Origin of the sequence: Vibrio sp. 10N.247.310.98, from assembly GCF_041467395.1 — a bacterium.
Classification (GTDB): Bacteria; Pseudomonadota; Gammaproteobacteria; order Enterobacterales; family Vibrionaceae; genus Vibrio; species Vibrio crassostreae_C.
Window position 1 is genome coordinate 42,856 of sequence record NZ_JBFSUL010000014.1, and the last position, 16,416, is coordinate 59,271.

The following is a 16,416-nucleotide window of genomic DNA, read 5'->3' on the forward strand; positions in this document are numbered from 1 at the left end:
CTTGGGGAGAGTTTGGTTTACGGGCACGCGCCAAACTCATCCCACCCTGTTTCCCCGGTTCCTATAACCGGGGCTTTTTGTTTTTGGACAAAGGAAATGCAGATTTATCATTCAGTTGGTGACTCTAGGTGCATATGTGAATTAAAGTGTGCTGTTGGTTGTTCCTGTCTAGTCGGGCAGAGTGTTGATGTTCAAGATCAGTTGAGAGAGTTATGAAAAATATCGTTGTATTTAATACTGAAACAGCAGAGCACCGAGTTTTTGACGTATCAGATTCTGATGCGGAGAATTATCAAGAGATACGTTCTTTGCTAGTCAAAGCTTTAGATCTAGAAATTATTTATGACCAAATAATTGAAGCATATTGGGACTTCAAAAATAAAGTTAATTATTGGAATTTAAGGTCTATTTCAACCCCGTTTGCTGACTATGTACTAAACCATGAAATTCGTAGCTCTTTGAATAGTTTGGCTTTTAACTTGTTCAACTTAAGTAAGTTATATCTTGATTGGCATTTTAATGAACGGAAGAAGCGATGTTTTGCATTTGAGATTACGAATGACGAAGCTGCTAGAGTTGCTGTCGAATCACAACGTCAGGATATTTACGACTCAAATATTCATTACGTAGTTGGCTGCGACTTGAGAGGACATAGCCAACATAGCGCTTTACCTGTAAGAACTTTTACTACTGGTGTTCGCTACGATCACGAAACATCAAGTCGCACTGCTCATTTCAGTATTTTTTACGATTACGATGACCTAGTTAAAGCTGGTGTCCCAAAGAAAAAATTATCACATGATATTAAGCTAGAACTCTCAGAAATTATCGACGGTTTCGTATACGCGATTTCTCAAAAGCACATGTTGAATCGTGAGTTATCCGATTCAATTGTTCGTGATGGCCGTGAAAGATATTTGACTAAGTGGCAAAGTTTGGTCAATGACACGAATTTTGAACGGTATCGTTGCGAACTACATTTGGAAGGTGGTGAAAAGCATGTGTTATCTCTTGAGTGGTTTGAGGTGTACGGTCATCTCCAATTAAAGCATCGTAGGTCAATAGATTACTCAGCGATTCGGTTCGAAAAGTGAGTTAGATATAATCAAAAATGAGTTGTATGTAGTTTTAATCACAGTGTCTGAGCTATTAAATAGGGTTTAAGGAAAAGACAAATATGGATATTGCCGTACTAACATTTGATGGATTTAACGAGCTAGATTCTTTCATCGCATCGGGTATTTTGAATCGAATGAAAGAGTTTGGTTGGAATGTGCAGATTACTAGCCCTACAGAATCAGTGACTTCAATGAATGGAGTCACAATTAAATCTCAACAGCCTTTAGAGTTCGCGAATACAGCTGATGCGGTGTTGTTTGGTAGTGGCATGTTGACCCGCGATGTCGCCCAAGATGATAAATTACTCTCAAGGTTAAACCTTAATCCACAAACACAATTGATTGGTGGTCAATGCTCAGGGACTTTATTGATGTCGGTATTGGGGTTACTGAATCAAGTTCCAGCCTGTACTGATTTAATAACGAAGCCATGGGTAATTGAATCCGGTGTGACCATATTGGACCAGCCGTTTTATGCGGAAGGAAACATTGCTACAGCAGGCGGCTGCTTGTCATCCAAATATCTAGCAGCATGGGTTATCAGTAAACTCGCAGACCAAGCACATGCCGAAGCTGCAATTCACTATGTTGCGCCTGTTGGTGAGAAAGAAGACTCTGTGAATCATTGCATGTCGATAGTAAGTACTTACGTTTAAACTGATTCATTGCGTGCGCAGTCCTGTATAAGGTCCTTGATATGAATCTCTACCCATGGCATTTTTAGTCCAAATTGACTTTAGTTAGGACAAAAAATGGAAGACTTGATAGTCGCGTATTTTAGGGCATTGAGCTCATTCTTTAGGTATCTGTTTCAGTCGATATTGATTGAGTTCATTGGTTACGGAGCTGGCTGGATAGTCTGTAAAGCATTCACACTAGGGCGCTTCCCCCCATTGATTCCAACTGAAAAAGAGCGAACCAGAATCTCTTATATCGGAGCTATTAGCATCGTGTTGCTTCTGTTAGCAATTGGTGTGTTCAATAGTTTGTGATTCGGAGTGAGGATATATGAAATTTTACCCCGCGGAACAATACCAAGCGGCTTGCAACGAGCTGTTTATCCGATACGAACGTGACATCAAAAAGCTAATCCCTAACGCGAGAGTTGAGCACGTAGGCGCATCTTCTATTCCTTTTGCCGTGTCTAAGGGCGATCTAGATATTTTCGTAGGTATTGAACTTGGTATGTTGTAATCCACATCTGCTGATGATGTGGCCTTGCAAGTGGTCAGTGTTATTGACTATGAGTGGAACTTAAATGTTGATAGCCTAGTGAAGTTAGACTATCAACATTTATTGATTATGATTCTGCAGATTCTGCTTTATCAAGAACTGAATCGTTATAAGCTTTGGTGCCCTTGTAACCTAGGAAAAGCGAAACTATCCATAAAATAAATGATACTGGAGAAGCAATAACGGTGATCGCGCAAACTACGATGAGAATTAAGTTAACAACTCCCCACATGACGCTCCCTGCATACATCTGAGCGCCTCCTGGTATTACAAAACCTAACAGTAGCGCTATCATAGGATTTTTCATTTTGTTTTGTATGCGAGCTTGTTGAATTGCGTCATTCATAATTATGCTTCCTTATGCATTTAGTTGTTATTCTCGCACTCTATATCTATCTTATTTTTAGTCAAGAATTTAGTTAAATATTTGATTTGATTGATTGTTTTGTGATCTGATATTTGCTGGGTTAATGAGTCTTCCGGTTTTATTGTGTTTGGTTTATGGTTTGATCTGAGATATATAGGGAGGAATATCGCTCTATTGTTTATTACACTACTTTTTGTGCTGTTTTTACTTTCCCCTTACACTCTTTTCAAGTATCGAACCTAGTATCAAATTTCTCTTTGTTATACAGGCAAGTCTCTCATTATGAAGAACTTCTTTGATAGCGAACTCATGCTCTCTAGCTCCTTGAATTTCGTTTTGCTATCGCTTGGGCTAACGCTCCTTTTTCATCTTCCGATTTGGTGTGGGTTCAACTTGAGCCGACGAAAGTGGAAGCTCATGGATTATTTATGGCCGTTTCTAGCGGGTATCGGGATGCTGGGTGCAGTGTCTGAGATTCGTGCGAAAGTAGCGGGCGATTGGGTTGAAACAGAACAAACTAGAGCGGTCGCGATTTTAGAATCGGTTCAGCAGTTTTCTTTGGATAAATTAAGAAGTGATACCTGCACTGGTCAGCCATCTTTAGATAATCACGCTCAGCACCACGAAGCGTGTTTGTGGTATTTGAATACGGCGATCACGTTCAAAGATGTCGATTTTACCTTGTTACCCAACGCATCGGATTTTACGGTTCCTGCGCCTAGCGTGTCGCTGGTTGAAAGTGATGCAGTGTGGGTGGATGGTATGTTGAGTCAGTATGAGAAGCAGAAAAACCAATACATAAAAACCAGAGAAGCGCAGGTGAAGCAGCCATTAGAAAGCCTCTTCTGGTATGTGAGTCCTTACTTAGTCTGTTTCGCTATTGCTCTGCGCCTTACTAAAGTGACGGCAGAGCTTAAACTGGATAAGTGCGTAAACAATTAACTCGACATAGACAGCGCGAACGACAGTAAAATAGGCAAGGTAACCACACTTAGGAAGTTGCCGAACAACACCATAGATGCGACTTTAGGCGGCTCGACATTGAACCGTTCAGCGAACAGGTAGTTCATCACGGCAGGTGGCAGCATGGTGAACAGCACCATCATTTGTAGGTGCAGCGTTGGCAGCGGGATAAAGAAGTAGATGATGGCGAAGGCGATGGCACCAGTAAACAGCGATTGAGCCGTACACAGCAAGCCAACTTTGAGTCCGCTTAGCTTCAAGTTCACCATTTGCGAACCCAACGACAACAGCATGATGGGCACGGCTGCTTGGCCGAGTAGCGATGTTGCTTCGTAGATTGGATTCCATACTGCAATGCCAGACAGGTTGAGCGTCATCGCTAATGCTGCGGCTAAGAATATCGGCATCTTGAGGATCTGTTTGATCGGATTACCTTCGCTTAGTAGCGCTAAACCGACACTAATGTGCACGCATGCCGATACCACAAACAGCAATACCGCAGGGGCTAATGCACTCTCACCAAAGGTATAGGTGAACAGGGGAATGGCCAGGTTGCCACTGTTGCGGAACATATGTGGCGGCGCCCAAGCTTTGAAGTTGAGCTTAAAGATCTTACAGATTGGTATCATCAATAAAGCGGGCACCAACACCGCGACCAAAGAGGCGGTGATGAGTGGCAGTTGTTCGGTGTCGAGAGGCATGGTGGTCAGCGAGGCAAACACTAGCGCAGGAATACACACATCCATGTTGATGCGATTGATCGGTTTGAAATCGGGCTTGAGCCAACGACCCACCGCAAAGCCAGCACTGGCTAAAGCAAAAACGGGAAACAGAATGCTGACGACCTGTTCGAACATAGAATTCCTTTCTAGATTGAGTGCTTCCATTTAGCTGAGAAACGAATGTTTTAGAGAGACGCTAAAGTGAAGTATGAAGTCGATATGTATAAACATTAACCTATCAATATAATGACTTGGCGTCACCGAAGATCGTTGTTTGTGAACGGTTAATTTATATTTCTTTGAATGAAGCACAAAAAAGACCAGTGGCATCAGCAACTGGTCTTTCAAGGCTAGATAAATCTGGACGGATTTTTAATTAACGACGGCTGTCGCTGTCTAGCGATTGTTACTCGGTTTTCAGTCTAGCTAACGAGCTTTTGATAATCTTTGAAATTCACATCGTAGGCTTTCTCGCCGTAGATGTAAGTCTCGCTGACGGTTCTGTCGTCACCCAGGCTCATCAATACAAATAGCTTCTCTTCAAGCTTGGTCGCTTGTTCCATTCTAAAGCGCATCAATTGTGTGGCGTGTAAGTCCAACACCACGAAATCGGCTTCTTTTCCTACTTCCAAGTTGCCAATCTTGTCTTCTAAATGCAGTGAACGTGCACCACCTAATGTGGCTAAGAATAGCGACTTAGCTGGGTGCAATTTCTTATGTTGAAGCTGCATGATCTTATAGGCTTCACTCATGGTTTGTAGGATTGAGAAGCTAGTGCCTGCGCCGACATCAGTCCCCACGCCGACACGAATACCGTGATCTTCCATCTCTGGTAATCGGAACAACCCCGAGCCTAAGAAAAGGTTAGAAGTTGGGCAGAAGGCGATGGCAGATTCAGTATCGGCAAGGCGTTTACATTCACAATCAGAAAGGTGAATACCATGAGCAAATACCGAACGTTTGTGAAGTAGTCCGTAATGGTCATATACATCTAGGTAACTGTCGCGCTCTGGGAACAGCGATTTCACCCACTCGATCTCTTTCTCGTTTTCAGAAAGGTGAGTGTGCATGTACACGTCTGGATATTCTTCTAGCAGTTTACCTACAGTAGCAAGTTGCTCTGGTGTGCTGGTTGGCGCAAAGCGAGGTGTCACTGCGTAAAGCAAACGGCTACGGTTATGCCATTTTTCAATCAGTTCCTTGGAATCAGCATAGCCAGATTCTGGTGTGTCGGTGAGGTAATCAGGCGCATTGCGATCCATCAAGACCTTACCGGCGATCATTCGTAGATTACGCTTCTCAGCTTCTTCAAAGAATACGTTGACGGACTCTTTGTGTACCGTGCCAAATACCAGTGCTGTGGTGGTGCCGTTGCTCGCCAGTTCGTCTAAGAATAGCTTTGCCACTTTGTGTGCATAAACTGGGTTTTTGAAGCGTTTTTCTTCTGGGAAGGTGTAGTTTTCTAACCAATCAAGAAGCTGCTCACCGTAAGACGCGATCATCCCTGTTTGAGGGTAGTGGATGTGCGTATCAATAAAGCCAGAGGTGATCAGCTTGTCTTTGTATTCTTTTACTTCGAGTGTTTTAGGTTGGCGAGCCAATACCTCATCGGCATGGCCTAAGTCGACGACATGGCCGTTCTCAACCACTAAAACACCGTCTTCAAAATAGTCGTAAGACTCATCGATACCGACGTCTTTTGGGTCGGCGACGCTGTGTAAAATGCTGGCGCGATAAGCTTTGCGTTGCGTTGTCATGTTTACTTCCTTTTAATGACTTCAGCGACGTTATGGCCACTGAAGCTTTGCGACTTTTATTAGGCGATCTTCTCTTCCAATGGTGGTTCGCCTACGTCGCTTGGTTGACTGTGTTGCACGGTCAAATCCTGATTTCGATATTGTTTGGTTGGGCGCTTTTGTTCAAGTGCTTGGCCTTGATAGTGTGCGATCAGTTCACCAGCAACCGACACCGCAATTTCGGCAGGGTGTTTGCCATTCACCGCACTTATACCAATCGGGCAAAGCATGGTTTCAATTTGTTCTTGGCTATAGCCGCGTTGCTCTAAGCGGAAGTCGAACTTCTTGCGCTTAGTCAGAGAACCAATCATGCCAAAGTAACGGCTGTCTTCACGGTCAATAATGGCCTTAGTTAGGTCAAAATCGAGCTGGTGGTTGTGTGTCATCACGAGGTAATAGCTGTTCGGTGGCATGTGTTTCACTTCGCCAACCGGATCGTCTGAGACAAGCTTCTTCACACCGTGTGGTAGCGCTTCAGGGAACACTTCTTCACGTTCGTCAATCCAAGTCACGCGGAAAGGCAGGGTAGCTACAATATGCAGCAGCGCTTTGGCAACGTGGCCTGCTCCAAACAGCACAAGGTGGTTCTGCTGAGTGCCAATCGGTTCAAAGCTTAACGTTGCCATTCCGCCACAACATTGGCCTAAACGAGCACCGAGGTTGAAGCGTTCCACTTTGAGGGACTTTTCGCTGGCAATCAGCATCTCACGAGCCATTTTGGTGGCCACATGTTCAAGGTGACCACCACCAATCGTAGCGATGATTCGGTCACGAGTGACAAGCATTTTGGTGCCCGCATCGCGTGGAACGGAACCTCTGTCTTCAAGAACCGTCACCATCACACACGGTTCGTAGTTCTCTTCCAGTTTTGCCAGTTCGTGAATCCAATTATCCTTAAACATATGTCCTCCTAAATCCCTTCTATGCTTCCTAAGCTATCATGAGCCTTATTAAGCCGTTTCTGATTGAGCATCGACCGAAGTCGGAGCCGTTTCAGTGACTTCCTGAATCGCCATCAGAATACGTTCTGGCGTTGCAGGTGTGTTGAGCTTAGGAATCGCGCCATCGACGGCGACATAGCTAATGGCGTCTTTCAGTGCGCTCCATACTGACATACCCAACATGAAAGGCGGTTCACCCACGGCTTTCGAGTTGAAGACGGTGTCTTCTGGGTTGTTACGGTTTTCTAAAAGGTGCGTTCTGAAATCAATTGGCATATCAGCAACCGCAGGGATCTTGTAACTCGCAGGGCCATTAGTCATCAAGCGGCCTTGCTGGTTCCAAACCAACTCTTCCGTCGTTAACCAACCGACACCTTGCACAAAGCCACCTTCGACTTGGCCGATATCAATTGCTGGGTTCAATGAAGCGCCCACGTCATGCAAAATATCGACACGTAGAATCTTGTTTTCACCGGTTAGGGTATCGACGATAACCTCTGAACAAGAGGCACCATACGCGTAGTAGTAGAACGGGCGACCGCGTGCTTTCTCATGATCGTAATAGATCTTCGGAGTGCGGTAGAAACCAGTGCTCGATAGCGAGATTTGGTTAAACCAAGCCAGTTCAACAAATGAGTTGAAGGTCATGATCTCATCGCGGATCTGCACCATGCCGTTCTTAAATACCACCTCTTCAGGCCACACTTTGAAGTGCGAAGAAGCGAAGTCGATCAGGCGCTGCTTAATGGTCATTGCGGCGTTTTGCGCGGCCTTACCGTTGAGGTCGGTGCCCGATGAGGCTGCGGTTGGTGATGTGTTCGGAACTTTGTCTGTGTTTGTAGCGGTGATCTGGATACGTTCGACATCGACTTGGAACTCCTGTGCAACGATTTGTGCCACTTTGATGTTCAAGCCTTGCCCCATTTCCGTACCACCGTGATTCAAATGAATACTGCCATCGGTGTAGATATGGATGAGCGCACCTGCTTGGTTCAAGAAAGTCGCAGTAAACGAGATACCGAATTTCACGGGTGTGATAGCAAGGCCTTTCTTCAAGATAGGGCTTTGCTTGTTGAACTCGGCAATGTCTTTACGACGTGCGTGATAGTCACTGCTGCGTTCAAGCTGTTCGGTTATCTCAGGTAAAAAGTTGTCTTCAACGGTTTGGTAGTAATGGGTCACGTTACGGCCTTCTTCGCCGTAGTAGTTCGCCTTACGTACTTCCAAAGGATCTTTTTTCAGGTAACGCGCAATCTCGTCCATGATGTGTTCGATGGTCATCATGCCTTGCGGGCCACCAAAGCCACGGTATGCAGTGTTCGATGCGGTGTTGGTTTTGCATCGGTGACCAACCACAGTTGCATCGCCTAAGTAATAAGCGTTGTCTGAGTGGAACATCGCTCGGTCGACGATAGAACTTGATAAGTCTGGCGAGTAACCACAGTTACCTGAAACGGTAATATGGGCACCTTGAATCACACCATTGTCGTCAAAACCGACCGTATATTGATTGTAGAATGGGTGGCGTTTACCGGTTTGCTGCATGTCTTCACTGCGTAGCAAACGCATTTTTGTAGGTCGGCCTGTAAGGTGGGCAATAACCGCGGCCATACACGCTGGAGAGGCTGCTTGAGTCTCTTTACCACCGAAACCACCACCCATACGACGCATATCAATCACGACTTTGTGCATCGGCACGCCAATCACTTCCGCAACCAGCTTTTGAACTTCGGTCGGGTTCTGTGTAGAGGTGTAGACGATCATGCCGCCGTCTTCGGTTGGCATTACACTACTGATTTGAGTTTCTAGATAGAAGTGCTCTTGGCCACCGATCTCTAGGTCACCAGAGATCACGTGTTTCGCTTTTTTCAGTGCTGCTTTTGAGTCACCACGCTGTTGAGTGTGGCTTTCTGTTACGAAGTGCTCTTTTGCCAGCGCTTCTTTCACATCAAGAATGGCTGGTAGCTCTTCGTATTCAATAACGGCTGCGTGCGCGGCTTTGCGTGCGGTTTCTAGATCGTTAGCTGCCACAGCAATCACAGGTTGGCCGTAGTATTCTACTTTGCCATCGGCAAGCAGTGGGTCGCCCGGTAGGATTGCACCAATGTCCAATTCACCTGGTACGTCTTTGGCTTGAATGGCAATCGCCACGCCTTCAAATTCGTAACACGGTGATAAATCTATATTGGTAATGTTCGCGTGTGCTTGAGTGCTCAGGCGTGCGTAGACGTGCAGCTGATTTGGGAACTCTAGGCGGTCGTCAATGTATACCGCTTCGCCCGTGACTTGCTTGGCTGCACTGTCGTGTTTTACGCTTTTACCTACGCCAGTTTTTAGGTCTTGTTTTGCAATGGTAACCATCTCTTCGTGGGTCATCGCATTGCTCTTGTGAACAGAGGAATTTGATTTAGACATAAGACGTTACCCTTGTTTCGATTTGGTTGTTTTTGTTCTGCTGTTCAATGAAGTAACGACGCAACATATTGGCTGCCGACAATGAACGGTATTCTTGGCTGGCACGGAAATCAGATAGCGGCTCAAAGTCGTTATACAGTTCCTGCATCGCTAACTTAATATTAGCGTCTGTCCATGGTTTGCCTAATAACGTATTTTCACAACGCGCCGCGCGCTTAGGTGTTGCAGCCATACCGCCGAAAGCGATACGAGCGTAAGAAACCTTGCCGTCTTCGATTTGAATATCAAACGCACCACACACCGCAGAGATGTCGTCGTCTAAACGTTTAGACAGTTTGTAAGCTCGGAAGCTGTCGTTAGTTGGCTTAGGAATGATGATCTGTTCAATGAACTCACTCTCTTTTTGCGCCGTCACTTTGTAGCTGATGAAGTAATCTTCAATCGGCATGGTGCGTGACTCGTCACCGCAACGAAGTTTGATCTTTGCGTTAAGGGCAATCAGCAAAGGAGGGGTGTCACCGATAGGCGAAGCATTCGCTACATTACCGCCGATGGTGCCTTGGTTACGCACTTGCAGTGAAGCAAAGCGATGCAGCAGTTCACCAAAATCTGGGTAGTGTTTTTTCAATAGTGAGTAAGAATCACTGATAGGCAGGTTGGCACCAATGATTAGATCGGTGTCGGTCTCTTCACATACCTTCATGTCTTCAACAAGGTTCACGCTGATCAGTGTTTCAATCTCACGATGGAATTGCGTCACTTCCAGCGCTAAATCCGTACCGCCAGCAACCAGCTTAGCGTTCGGGTGGGCTTGAAAAAGCTTGGCCAACTCATCGGTGCTTTTTGGGGAAAAAGCGGTGAGGTGACCAAGGCGTAAGTTGGCCTCAGTGTCTTGAATGCTTTCTAGCTTCTTGATGGTGTTGCGTTCAAGTTCAGCAAATTGGTCGATCAAAGGTTGGTCTGTTGAAAGTGACATCGCAGCATCAACAATTGGTCGGTAGCCTGTACAACGACATAGGTTACCCGCCAGTGATTCCATGACGTCTTCTTTGCTCGCATCGGGTTTGTTTTTGCCTAGCGCAAACATCGACATGATGAAGCCCGGCGTGCAGTAACCACACTGTGAACCGTGAAAATCAACCACCGCTTTTTGCACTGGGTGCAATGAGCGATCTCGATTTTGCAGATCTTCTACTGTGATCAGTTGCTTGCCATGCAGCGCTGAAACGAACGTAAGGCAAGAGTTCACCGAGCGGTATTGCAGTTGTCCATCAACCACTTCACCCAGAACTACCGTACATGCGCCACAGTCGCCCGACCCACAACCTTCTTTTGTACCCGTCTTATTTATCTTGGTACGAAGGTAGTTGAGCACTGTCATATTTGGCGACAGATTATCTTCGCGTCTTATTTCCTGATTGAGCAAAAAAGTAATCAAGAGACCTCCTTGTAAATCGACATATTTCCATGTGTATTCTTTTTGACTTCTAGGTCAATAATTATCCATCCTGACCCTGCGGTCAACTATTTATTTACAAAAATGCAACAAAGATGGCTTGTCGTGAATTGTATACAATTTAATTTTGGTCATAGTCGTCTGTTTTATAAGGGTTTGGATTGAGATTGAACAGTTTTATGGTGTGAATGAATGGATAGCTATGTATACAAGATAAAGACAAGATTTATGGCACTGTTGGGAGTGATTCTGTAGAGGCTAAGATCGTTGTTGAGGCTAGAATAGACAGTGTTTTAGATGGATGTGAGCCGATCGTCGTCTTTATTTTTAGGATGAGAGGGCATAAAAAAGAGAAGCAAACGCAGGGGCTTACTTCTCTCCTGTATTGTTAATAAAAAGCTGTTAACAAAAAGTTGTTAACAGATGGTTATCAATCGTTTGTTGAATCGTCTATGACTTACTCTTAAGCAGATCTGAGAACACGACATGCAGATCACTAGAAGCTGTGCTGCTGTCTAGGTTGAGCTTCGAACGAATATGGCTTAGGTGTTCTTGCATCAACTCGACGGCTTGTTGTTCATTGCCTGACTCTATCGCATCCAGTAAGCCTGAGTGTTCATCTAGAGAACAGTTCGAGTGGTTGCCCGTTTCGTACTGAGCGATCAGCAGTGAAGTTTGCGATACCAAGCTGCGTTGGAAAGCCAGCAGTGGCGCGTTCTCTGCCATTTCAGCCAATTTGATGTGGAACTCACCAGACAAACGTAGGCCAGAGCCGTAATCGCCTTGGTCGAAAGCACAGTTCTCTTTCGCGACTAATTTTCTGCATTCTTCTATTTGAGCTTTGGTTGCGTTTTTCACCGCCAGCTCAGTGATAGCAATTTCCATCACTTCACGTGCTTTAAAGATTTGTTTGGCTTCGTCAACCGTTGGCGCAGCAATCACGGCTCCTCGGTTAGGACGGATCACCACAACTTGTTCTAAAGAAAGACGCAGTAAGGCACGGCGGATAATGGTGCGGCTAACGCTAAAGATTTCTGCTAACGCTTCTTCGCTTAATTTGGTGGCTGGTGGCAGCCTTTGTTCTAGTATCGCGTCGAAGATATGGCAGTAAACAACATCGTCTTGAGTCTGGCCTGTTACTTTTGTTTTTACACCTTTGGAGACAGAATTTTTGAGAGCTGTCATAGAGATAAGGACCCTTGTTTAGTCGAGTTGGGTTGGCCGAGAATAATTCATGAGTATTACTCTATATTGTATACATTTATCTATACAATGCCACTGGATGAAAGTGCGATGCACGCTTATTTGTTAATGACTTATAACATTTAGTTTGCAGGGAACTGTGTGCAATCTTGAGCTTTAAGTCATTCGCCCTAAAACTAGACGCGATTATCGCCGCAGCTGTACGCCACGATCTGGCTGATTTCGCTCAGGCTACGACCTGACTGTTGCTGCCATTCGTTGAAGGCTTTACCCGCTGCCAGTTGTGCTCGCTTGGTGTTACGACCGCTATCAACCACGTCTGTGCTGCGTAGGTGTGCTTCAACATCTGATGACAAGATGAAGGTATCTTTACCCATTTGGCGCAGAGTGTAGGCACCAGTGTTACCGCCTAATCGCTTGCCGTGTTTCTTCAGATAATCCCAAAGTTCAGTGATACGTTCTGATGGCCAGTCGGCAACCATTTGTGAGAAGGAATCCGCCTCACGCTTAGCATTGTGGATCATGGTGGCATTGGCAGGGATGGTCATCACCTTAGTGAGGTGGCGAATAATGCGCGGGTCTTGCGCTTTTTGTTCCCACATTTCATTCGGCAGCATCAGCATTTTTTCGATATTGAATTCAAAGAACACTTCTTCAAATTGCGGCCATTTCTTCCTCACTACATTCCATGAAATACCACACTGGAATACTTTTTCAGTAAAGGCGGCTAGCCAACGATCGTCGGTGATTTGTGATAGCTCAGCTTGTGAAAGGGGCGCACGAACAATCTTTTCGAGCTCGGCAGCTCCACCTTTACGGTGAGCAGCACGTTGATAAATAGTGTCGAATTTTTCTTGGGTCATTGGAGGTTCCAAACTAAAGCGATTCTTTATGATATGGGGACTAATTTCTATATGAAAAGGAGCTTAAGCTTCTGTCGCCAATTGAGCGAGAAAGCCACGCATGTAGTCGGTGCGCTTGTTGGCTTCTAACTTAGCGGATTCTGTATTCATGGTTTCAGCGAGCTTAAACAGCTTCACGTAGAAGTGGTCGACGCTGTAATGCTTGTCATCTAAGTCACGATGTTCAGCGAACGGGTCTTCGTGGTTATACAGCTCGGCATTAAAGCTCTGACCCACATACAAGCAGCGAGCGATGCCAATTGCTCCGAGCGAATCAAGGCGATCGGCATCTTGGACTATCTGAGCTTCTAAGGTTTCAGGTGTGATGTTGGCGCTGTAGCTGTGCGTGACAATGGCATGATGGATCTCATCAAGATAGGACGCGGGATAGTCGATAGATTTGAGGAAAGAGATCGCCTTGTCTGCTGCCATTTGCGAGCTTTTGGCTCTGTCTGGGTGGTTCTTGGGAAAGGTGAAACAATCATGAAGGTAAGCGGCGGGTAAAACGACTTCAAGCTTAGCCTGTTCTTGAGCACACAAAGCCTTAGCGGTTTTGACTACGCGCTTAATGTGGCTAATGTCGTGTGCTGCATCTTGTGTCATTTCTCGTTGTGCAAAATCAAGCAGTTGGTCTTCAAACTTTTCCTTCACGCGTCTCTTTCTCCCTATGTAGACGTTAGCAATCTTGTTGATCACCTAGCATTTATTTCACATCGACTTTAACAGTTTCAAGCGCGAGTTTTTATCTTTTATAAAAGGAATACCAACAAAAAAACCGACTCTGTGAGTCGGCTTAATAGAGGGGCTTGTCTACGTTGATAAAAGCATTATCAACGGCAGTCAGAGCTTAAGCTGCAGCTTGTTGAAGCTGTGCTAGCACATCATGCAGAGAAGGGCTGATGGTGTGTCCAAGCGCTTTCACTTCGTCACATGGCTCTACTAAATCAGGGATCTGGAAGCTGATCATGTTGGCTGCCATAGAAGCGCGAATTCCGTTGTTCGAATCTTCGAACGCTAGGCAGGTTTCAGGTGCAACACCTAAGCGTTCTGCCGCGAGTAAGTAGATCTCTGGGTGAGGCTTGCCGTGAGTCACTTCGCAGCCTGTGCTTAATGAGGTGAAGTACGAATCTAGGCCAGCCAGCTCAAGCTTCTTCTTTGCGATATCAAGCTGAGTGGAGGTCGCCACCGCGATTGGAATGTCATTCGATTTTAGCCATTCAAGCAGCTCAATCACGCCATCTTTTACTGGGATTGCTTGGTTTTTAACAATTGCACTGTAGCGGGTGCGCCATTCATTATTCAGCGCTGGGTAATCTAACCCTTCACCGTAACCATTTCGAAAAATCTGTTCGATGGTTTTTGCGTTACAACCAATGATGCCTAGGTAGACATCTTGCAAAAACGGAACACCTTGCGCGTGACATGCTTCTTCAAAAACCTGCATACAAAGTCGCTCGGTGTCGAGCAGCAGCCCATCCATATCAAAAATAGCAGCTTGAAAATTCATATCCGTGGTTCTTAATGTGTTGTCATCGTGAGGGCGGGTATTTTGACATAGTGTCTAGTGATAGGCGAGTCAACGTTCAGTAAGAATATATCCAATCGGCTCGGCAATATGCTTCTGCATGACTTTAAATGTGATTGATTGTGGTTGAAATAATATCGTTCAGTTATGAGCCTTGTGTTTTATAGGCCATCCAGATCTAACAGAAACAATTATGATTATTCCACATAACAAATCTAGCTTGTGCGTCTGGCTTCTTATTACATTTCATAAACTTACAGGTCGGTTTACGTGACCATAATCTTATAAAAAACAATTACCGGGAGCCTGCAATCATAGTGTGACCAAGCAATAAGTAAATGGCTGAGCTTAGGGAGAAAATAACATTAGTCCACATTTTTAGCAGGGTTGCTTATGTTGTATTTTGAGTTTCTATTTTTATTAGTCGTCCTTTATATCGGATCTCGGTATGGCGGTATTGGCTTAGGTGTTGTTTCTGGTATTGGTTTGGTTATCGAGGTGTTTGTCTTCAAGATGCCACCAACGTCTCCACCTGTCACCGTGATGCTGATCATCCTCGCCGTTGTTACTTGTGCTTCGATTCTCGAAGCGGCAGGTGGTTTGAAATACATGCTGCAAGTGGCGGAAAGGGTGCTTAGAAAGAACCCGAAACGCGTTACCCTGATAGCTCCGTTCGTGACTTACTCGATGACTTTCTTATTGGGTACTGGCCACGCGGTTTACTCCATCATGCCGATCATTGGCGATGTCGCACTGAAGAACGGGATTCGTCCTGAGCGCCCAATGGCGGCGGCGTCTGTAGCGTCTCAACTGGCTATTACTGCCTCGCCAATTTCAGCTGCTGTGGTGTATTACCTCGCGCAGCTTTCTGATATTCAACATTCTATTACTCTGCTTTCTATTTTGATGGTGACGGTGCCTGCAACGTTGTTTGGTACGTTCTTACTTTCTTTGTATAGCTTGAAACGCGGTAAAGAGCTGAACGATGATCCTGAATACCAAGCGCGTCTAAAAGATCCTGAGTGGAAAAAGCGTATCGAAAGCACCACAGCAACGTCTTTGGATGAAGTACTGCCAACTTCGGCTCGCAATGCGGTATTGATTTTCCTATTGTCGATTGTCGTGATTGTTATCGTGGCGATGGTGCCTGAGATCAGAACTATCGTAGACGGCGACAAGCCAATCAAGATGTCGGTGATCATCCAAATGATGATGCTCTGTTTCGGCGGTATCATCTTGCTGGCAACCAAAACTGATCCGCGAGATGTGCCAAACGGTGTGGTATTCAAATCGGGAATGGTGGCAGCGATTGCGATCTTCGGTATCGCTTGGATGTCGGATACTTACTTCCAATACGCAATGCCTCAGTTCAAATCTGGCATCGTGGAAATGGTGACCAACTACCCATGGACGTTTGCGCTAGCGCTATTCATCGTATCGGTTGTGGTGAACTCGCAAGCCGCTACTGCACGTATGATGCTACCGGTTGGCCTTGGCTTAGGATTAGACCCAGCCTTGTTGATCGGCTTAATGCCAGCGGTTTACGGCTACTTCTTCATCCCGAACTACCCATCAGATATCGCAACGGTTAACTTCGATGTGTCTGGTACCACTAAGATTGGTAAGTGGTACTTCAACCACTCATTCATGTCGGTGGGTTTAATCGGTGTCGTGGGCGCATGTTGTTTAGGCTACGCTCTGGCACAGATTTTTATCGCTTAATGTATTAGCTTTCTTTGAGATAGCTAAGACAACAAACAAAAACAGCGCCTAAA

At 45.4% G+C, this 16,416-nt stretch carries 15 protein-coding genes and 1 pseudogene; 6 read left to right on the forward strand and 10 right to left on the reverse strand.

From position 1 onward, the window contains the following. Positions 1-212: 212 nt before the first annotated feature. From AB6E78_RS07915 to AB6E78_RS07930, 4 genes and pseudogenes are all read left to right on the forward strand, one after another. The gene (locus AB6E78_RS07915; protein ID WP_050647480.1) at positions 213-1,094 is read left to right on the forward strand and encodes a hypothetical protein; all 882 of its coding nucleotides are present in this window, start codon (positions 213-215) and stop codon (positions 1,092-1,094) included. Between the two features lie 83 nt (positions 1,095-1,177). Then, a complete protein-coding gene (locus AB6E78_RS07920) occupies positions 1,178-1,774 on the forward strand; it encodes a DJ-1/PfpI family protein (RefSeq protein ID WP_372112643.1) in 597 nt (198 codons plus the stop codon). Between the two features lie 96 nt (positions 1,775-1,870). Beyond that, positions 1,871-2,110 (forward strand): hypothetical protein, encoded by a 240-nt coding sequence (locus AB6E78_RS07925; RefSeq protein ID WP_372052116.1) that lies wholly within the window; start codon positions 1,871-1,873, stop codon positions 2,108-2,110. A 16-nt stretch (positions 2,111-2,126) separates the two neighbouring features. Then, positions 2,127-2,309: pseudogene (locus AB6E78_RS07930) on the forward strand (GrpB family protein); the annotation flags it as partial. A gap of 109 nt (positions 2,310-2,418) precedes the next feature. On the opposite strand, the gene AB6E78_RS07935 reads toward AB6E78_RS07930, so the two are convergent. Then, entirely contained in the window at positions 2,419-2,697 is a 279-nt protein-coding gene (locus tag AB6E78_RS07935) for a hypothetical protein (protein WP_102351827.1), read from the reverse strand. A 438-nt stretch (positions 2,698-3,135) separates the two neighbouring features. On the opposite strand from AB6E78_RS07935, the gene AB6E78_RS07940 reads away from it, so the two are divergent. Next, a complete protein-coding gene (locus AB6E78_RS07940; protein WP_017067015.1) occupies positions 3,136-3,660 on the forward strand; it encodes a hypothetical protein in 525 nt (174 codons plus the stop codon). Here AB6E78_RS07940 and AB6E78_RS07945 read toward each other — a convergent pair. The 9 genes from AB6E78_RS07945 to AB6E78_RS07985 form a co-directional block, all read right to left on the reverse strand. Then, positions 3,657-4,538 (reverse strand): AEC family transporter, encoded by an 882-nt coding sequence (locus AB6E78_RS07945; protein ID WP_004732869.1) that lies wholly within the window; start codon positions 4,536-4,538, stop codon positions 3,657-3,659. The two genes, AB6E78_RS07940 and AB6E78_RS07945, sit on opposite strands and share 4 nt — an antisense overlap. 287 nt (positions 4,539-4,825) lie before the next feature. Further along, complete coding sequence (guaD, locus tag AB6E78_RS07950; RefSeq protein ID WP_372112645.1) at positions 4,826-6,160, reverse strand: guanine deaminase; 1,335 nt, start codon at positions 6,158-6,160, stop codon at positions 4,826-4,828. A gap of 59 nt (positions 6,161-6,219) precedes the next feature. Next, positions 6,220-7,101 carry a xanthine dehydrogenase accessory protein XdhC gene (gene xdhC / locus AB6E78_RS07955; protein WP_372132952.1) on the reverse strand — a complete coding sequence of 294 codons (882 nt, stop codon included), beginning with the start codon at positions 7,099-7,101 and terminating at the stop codon, positions 6,220-6,222. 48 nt (positions 7,102-7,149) lie between these two features. Then, positions 7,150-9,555, reverse strand: coding sequence for a xanthine dehydrogenase molybdopterin binding subunit (gene xdhB / locus AB6E78_RS07960; RefSeq protein WP_372132950.1), 2,406 nt, complete (start codon positions 9,553-9,555; stop codon positions 7,150-7,152). Further along, positions 9,548-10,993: a xanthine dehydrogenase small subunit gene (xdhA, locus tag AB6E78_RS07965; protein ID WP_032549154.1), complete on the reverse strand. Its 1,446-nt coding sequence runs from the start codon at positions 10,991-10,993 to the stop codon at positions 9,548-9,550. Before xdhA ends, xdhB begins: the two co-directional genes overlap by 8 nt. Before the next feature lie 468 nt (positions 10,994-11,461). Further along, entirely contained in the window at positions 11,462-12,196 is a 735-nt protein-coding gene (locus AB6E78_RS07970) for a GntR family transcriptional regulator (protein WP_017071662.1), read from the reverse strand. A 194-nt stretch (positions 12,197-12,390) separates the two neighbouring features. Next, positions 12,391-13,077, reverse strand: coding sequence for a DNA-3-methyladenine glycosylase I (locus AB6E78_RS07975; protein ID WP_017067459.1), 687 nt, complete (start codon positions 13,075-13,077; stop codon positions 12,391-12,393). A 63-nt stretch (positions 13,078-13,140) separates the two neighbouring features. Continuing rightward, positions 13,141-13,767, reverse strand: coding sequence for an HD domain-containing protein (locus AB6E78_RS07980; protein WP_372112651.1), 627 nt, complete (start codon positions 13,765-13,767; stop codon positions 13,141-13,143). Positions 13,768-13,963: 196 nt separating this feature from the next. Beyond that, complete coding sequence (locus tag AB6E78_RS07985; protein WP_017069081.1) at positions 13,964-14,623, reverse strand: HAD family phosphatase; 660 nt, start codon at positions 14,621-14,623, stop codon at positions 13,964-13,966. Between the two features lie 411 nt (positions 14,624-15,034). Between AB6E78_RS07985 and AB6E78_RS07990 the strand changes: the two genes are divergently transcribed. Continuing rightward, the gene (locus tag AB6E78_RS07990; RefSeq protein ID WP_010432780.1) at positions 15,035-16,363 is read left to right on the forward strand and encodes an anaerobic C4-dicarboxylate transporter; all 1,329 of its coding nucleotides are present in this window, start codon (positions 15,035-15,037) and stop codon (positions 16,361-16,363) included. Positions 16,364-16,416 lie beyond the last annotated feature (53 nt).